This window comes from Microcoleus sp. D3_18_C2 (genome assembly GCF_036702395.1).
Classification (GTDB): domain Bacteria; phylum Cyanobacteriota; class Cyanobacteriia; order Cyanobacteriales; family Microcoleaceae; genus Microcoleus.
Genome location: NZ_JAUBTG010000119.1, coordinates 1 through 5,298, shown reverse-complemented (window position 1 = coordinate 5,298; position 5,298 = coordinate 1). Strand labels below are relative to the sequence as shown.

Genomic DNA, 5,298 nt, shown 5'->3' with positions numbered 1-5,298 from the left:
CGTCCCGCCCGTCCAAAAAGGACGGGCGGGACGCCCATCCCACTTTCAAGAGTGAAAGTTATTTAATTCTCATTCCTTAGCAGGTTTTCATCAGCAAGTTCGGTCAAATCTGGTTTCTAAATTGTGACTATATAATACCCTAAATTGCGCCGTTCTTCCACAAAATTCCTAGATATTTTTTATTCACCCCAGATCCGTCCTATAAAATTTTATTTTTACAACCTCTGAATAGATTTAAATCCAACTAATATAACATAATTTCTTTGCTGTCTGTTAGCTAAATCACACATTTTTATAAAACATTAAGATAGAATAGTATAGCGATAAGCTTTTAACGCTACTAGGGTGCTAACATTATGAATTATTTGCTAAGTTGGCCTTGTGGCTGCTGCGACGATTGGAAAGATAGTTCCGAGAGTGCTGTGGTACTCAGAAACGGGCAGCGCATTTGTCAGTCGTGCTACCAGCGCAAATACAAGAATCATAAGCTATTCGCTAGACGCAGGCGATCGGACATATCTGTATCGCGGCAGACAGTAACAGAGACTCTCGCTTATTAATACGCGAGCCTTTGAATAAAGTCAAGTATTTAGACAAACTCGCATCAGTGGTGGGAATTAATAATCAACAAAAAAAAGAATGAATTTAGTCATCAGTCATCAGTCATCGGTCATTGGTGATCTGTCACTAATTTACTTATTTATCATCAGTCACTTGAAAAGCAGGTAACAGATTTTAACTTAAAAAACGAATGACTGACGACTAATGACTAATGACTAATAACTAAATGATAGTTCCATCAGGAATCGTGGCATTTTTCAGGACTACGATAATGCCGCTGCGGATGTAAAAACCTTGGTTTTCGCGGTTGGCTTCTTCCACTCCGTCTTTATTAATTATTTGAACATTGCGGCCGATGCGGGCATTTTTATCCACAATCGCGCGGCGAATTGTAGTATCTGCACCGATACCGAGGGCGACGCCGCCGTTGTCCAAACTCGAATGCCGTTCGGCGTCGGGTTCGTAGAAGTCAGCACCCATTACCAGGGTGTCTTGAATTGTACATCCAGCTTCAATGCGCGATCGAACTCCCAACACAGAATGGTCGATCCGGCACTGTTTGAGAATGCAGCCTTCAGCAATAATCGATTCCGTCACGTGAGTATCTAAAAGCTTAGTCGGCGGCAAGAAACGCGGGCGAGTATAAATCGGCGCATTTTCATCGTAGAAACTGAAAGGCGGCTGAGGCTGTTTGGTCAGAGCCAAGTTAGCATCGTAAAAAGCCTCAATGGTTCCGATATCTTCCCAATAATCGTCAAACAAATAAGCTTGAACGTTGTGGTCTTTGGCATTATTCGGAATAATCTCTTTACCAAAATCAGTTTGGTTGGGAGATTCTTTCAGAAGTTTAATCAGAACTTCTTTTTTGAAGACGTAAATCCCCATCGAAGCAATGTAAGGACTTTCCTGAGCCTGCTGCGCTGTCAGTCCCAGTTTAGTAGTATCGACCTGCATTTGTTTGAGCGCATCGCCTTTTGGCTTTTCGCTGAAAGAAACAATGCGGCCGTTGTCGTCTATTTTCATCAAACCAAAATCCGAGGCCCGCTTCTCGTCCATAGGCAAAACCGAGAGGGTGATATCGGCATTGGTTTCGCGGTGTCTCTGCACAAACTTCTGGTAGTCCATGCGGTAGAGGTGATCGCCCGAAAGAATCAAGTATTCGTCAACGTCCCACTCTTCTAGCAGCCAGAGATATTGGCGAACTGCGTCGGCTGTCCCTTGAAACCAGTTGGGGTTTTCCTGAGTTTGCTGGGCGGCGAGAACCTCCGCAAATCCCTCGGTGAAGCCGGAAAACTGGTAGGTGCGAGCAATGTGACGGTTCAGGGATGCCGAGTTGAATTGCGTGAGGACGTAGATTTTGACTATTTCCGAGTTGATGCAGTTGCTCAGAGGAATATCGATGAGGCGATATTTGCCTGCGAGGGGAACTGCGGGTTTGGCTCGCAATTTGGTTAGGGGGTAAAGGCGGGTGCCTACACCGCCACCGAGGATGATGGCTAAAACTTTTTTCAAGGAACTTTCTCCCTAGGGTCGATTAACTCTCCAAGTACAGTGTCGGATGGTGAGGGCTTCTTGACAAGGGGGGGGAGCAAGGAAGTTTTGAGTTTTGAGTTATGAGTTGAGTCGCTTACACAGAAACCGGGTTGTTTAATCCAAATACTTCTTCAAACCCTCAATAAGAGTTATAAAACCCGGTTTAGAAGAGTTGGATTGTGTGCGGGGCTGGAGTTAGGGGTTTTGAGTGGTGAGTTAAAATACCCATCAATCCATAATCGATATTTAAAAAGTTTTGAGTTGTGAGTTAAAATACCTTTCAATAAATAACGGCAGTTTAAGGAAAGAATAAGGTTCGGGGTTTTGGCTGTTAATAACAAGTTTGTTGGGTAAATTCCCCGTTTTCATAATTTCTCGATCGAGGCTCATGGCGCTGTTGTTCTTTTTTAAGGCAGGTAGTCGATCTCACTGCCACGCCCGCTGACCGAAAATCCAGGATACCCGCCACGTGATTCATCCGTCCAGAAATAAAAAACCTGTATCCTATGTAACTTGCCGAACGTATTTATCTCGCGCAAGTCAATGCTTCAATTCTAAAATCTAAAATTTAAAATCTAAAATCGCGCAATCGATTGACACTCTGTGTGATCCTTTCCTCGCATGGTTCTGCTTGAATGTGAGTGATCCGGTTTTTTTAGCGGGCGTTTCTGTTACCTGAGTTTGTCCGAGTCCACAGCACTCAAGAAGCGCTGCCCGTCGGGACGATAAATTGCTAGGTAGAGTCAGTTTTCCATCTTAGATTGACTGCAAATTTGTGTGATTTTTTACAATTTGTCGATCGACAAAAAGGGAGAAAATGTCTATTCTCTACCAAAAGTTAGATACCCTAGAAACCTCTGCTACTGTAGCCTAAGCGGTAAAAGCTAGAAAAAGTGTATGCAAATTCAAACGCCGGACTGGGTTAAAAACGCCGTATTCTACCAAATATTCCCCGATCGCTTCGCCAAAAGCAAACAGCCTCGCAAACGCATGCTGCAAAACTTCATGTGGGAAGAATGGCACGCAATCCCCACCCTGCAAGGCTACAAAGGGGGCGACTTGTGGGGCGTGATGGAAGAGCTAGACTACTTGCAAGACTTAGGAATTAACGCAATTTACTTCACCCCCATATTTCAGTCGGCCAGCAATCACCGCTACCACACCCACGACTACTATCAAGTCGATCCGATGTTGGGTGGCAATCCGGCTTTTAAAGAGCTTCTAGACGCCGCTCACGATCGCAACATCAAAATCGTCCTCGACGGCGTATTCAACCACGCCAGCCGCGGCTTTTTCTTCTTCCACGACATCCTCGAAAACGGCCCCGGTTCTCCTTGGCTCGATTGGTTTAAAATTGAAGGTTGGCCGCTATCTGCTTACGACGGCAATTTTCCTGCTAATTATGCCGGTTGGGATGGGAATCGAGCCCTTCCTGTATTCAATCACGACAATCCAGAAGTGCGAGAATACATCATGGAAATCGCCGAATATTGGATTAAATTCGGCGTCGATGGCTGGCGGCTGGACGTTCCTTTTGAAATTAAAACTCCGGGATTTTGGCAGGAATTTCGAGACCGAGTTAAAGCAGTTAATCCCGAAGCTTACATTGTGGGGGAAGTTTGGGAAGATGCGACAGAATGGCTCGACGGTACTCAATTTGACGGGGTGATGAATTATCTTTTTGCTGCACCGACTATTGCTTTTGCAGCGGGGGACAGGGTTGATTTAACTCAAATTGAAGGCCGTGCTTACCATCCCTATCCGCCGCTTTTTGCTAAAGAGTACGGCGACAAAATTCAGCAGGTTTTGGAAATGTACCCGTGGCCCATACAGCTAACTCAACTTAATTTGTTGGCCAGTCACGATACTGCGAGGTTGTTAACAATTGCAGGAGGCGATAAAGCTAGTGTCGAACTCGCAACTTTGCTGCTGTTAACTTTTCCCGGAGCTCCTAGCATTTACTACGGCGATGAAGTTGGTTTGCCCGGTGCTCTCGATCCCGATTCTCGCCGCGGTTTCCCCTTACAAGCTCGCTGGGAACTTGATGTTTTAGATTATCACAAGCAGTTGATAGCTTTGCGGCACAAATACGCTGCCCTCCGCACTGGATCGTACCAAGTTCTGTTTGCTGAGGGAACGGTTTACGTTTTTGCCAGAATTTTGGGGGATGAGGAAATAGTTGTTGCTGTCAATGTCGCGACCGAAGAAGCTAATATTAGCTTTGAGCCAGCTAGTTTGAAATCTCCTCACGATAAATTGCTGTTCGGTAAAGGCGAGTTTGTTTGGAAAGGTGACGGGAAAACTCGCCTTTTAGAATTGATGCTGCCGGCGCGATCGGGATTGATTTTAGGTTCGGATAATTAGTTCAGCAATTACGCAAGTGTCACGATTCAATCGACTTGTAGGGTGCGTCAGACCGATTGATGGACGGATGATCGAGGGTTTGGGATCTGACCCACCTTACTAATTGTGACACTTGCGTAATTTCTCTAGTTTAAAATGTAAGGTGCGCCCATAATCACCCTACTAAATCTAGAGATGCCGCAAGTTTGATTATGCTGCAAGCAATGCTGGTATAAGGTGCCGGTGTTTGCAATAAATCTAACAAACCAGCCGCTTCAATAACAGTCACGGGTGTTTTGAAAGAGTCTGCATTGGTGGCAGTCTGGACAATATCAGCCATGAGATTTTTCAGGAGTGCAAATAGCAGAAAATCCATCAACGGCGACAATCATTTTAGCAATTTACAAATAGCAGAAAATGAATCGGAGGGATGATGATTATTTTAGCCATTATAAGTTAATTCGGTTGCTGGCTCTGATGGCGAGGCGCGATCGACCTTTTTGGCTTATACTTGGGTCGCCTCCTCTCCCTTGCGGAAAAACTGCTTTAAAATCTCTCCGGGTTCTCTGTCCCAGGTGTCGATATGTTCGTAAATTAAGCCGTCTTTGTCCAGTTTATAAGTAGAGTAGCCGTTAAAAAAAATCCGAGCTTTCCAGGGAACCCGCAGTGTGCCGCGAACAGTCCAATTTGCCACAATACTATCATGGGCTGTCTGACCTACGTCGTGCAGGTCGAAGAAAATCTCGTTAAAGAATAGCTGCCCGTGAAATCGCAGAGTCCAAAAGATAAGTAGGTAGGCGTAAAAAAACCAAATCATGTTAAGATAAGTAAACACTCAAGATTTGATTTACAAAATCAACA

4 protein-coding genes and 1 pseudogene are annotated in these 5,298 nt (G+C 44.9%); 2 read left to right on the top strand and 3 right to left on the bottom strand.

Features of this window, described 5'->3' with window-relative positions; translation table 11 throughout:
• Window positions 1-356: 356 nt before the first annotated feature.
• Window positions 357-560: a hypothetical protein gene (locus QUA88_RS29215; RefSeq protein WP_333212398.1), complete on the top strand. Its 204-nt coding sequence runs from the start codon at window positions 357-359 to the stop codon at window positions 558-560.
• 223 nt (window positions 561-783) lie between these two features.
• On the opposite strand, the gene QUA88_RS29210 is transcribed toward QUA88_RS29215, so the two are convergent.
• The gene (locus QUA88_RS29210) at window positions 784-2,073 is read right to left on the bottom strand and encodes a glucose-1-phosphate adenylyltransferase (RefSeq protein WP_333057746.1); all 1,290 of its coding nucleotides are present in this window, start codon (window positions 2,071-2,073) and stop codon (window positions 784-786) included.
• A gap of 918 nt (window positions 2,074-2,991) precedes the next feature.
• Here QUA88_RS29210 and QUA88_RS29205 point away from each other — a divergent pair.
• Entirely contained in the window at window positions 2,992-4,458 is a 1,467-nt protein-coding gene (locus QUA88_RS29205; protein ID WP_333057748.1) for a glycoside hydrolase family 13 protein, read from the top strand.
• Between the two features lie 154 nt (window positions 4,459-4,612).
• Here QUA88_RS29205 and QUA88_RS29200 read toward each other — a convergent pair whose 3' ends face one another.
• Window positions 4,613-4,777 (bottom strand): hypothetical protein, encoded by a 165-nt coding sequence (locus QUA88_RS29200; RefSeq protein WP_333057750.1) that lies wholly within the window; start codon window positions 4,775-4,777, stop codon window positions 4,613-4,615.
• Between the two features lie 165 nt (window positions 4,778-4,942).
• Window positions 4,943-5,233: pseudogene (locus QUA88_RS29195) on the bottom strand (DUF2358 domain-containing protein); the annotation flags it as partial.
• Window positions 5,234-5,298: the final 65 nt, after the last annotated feature.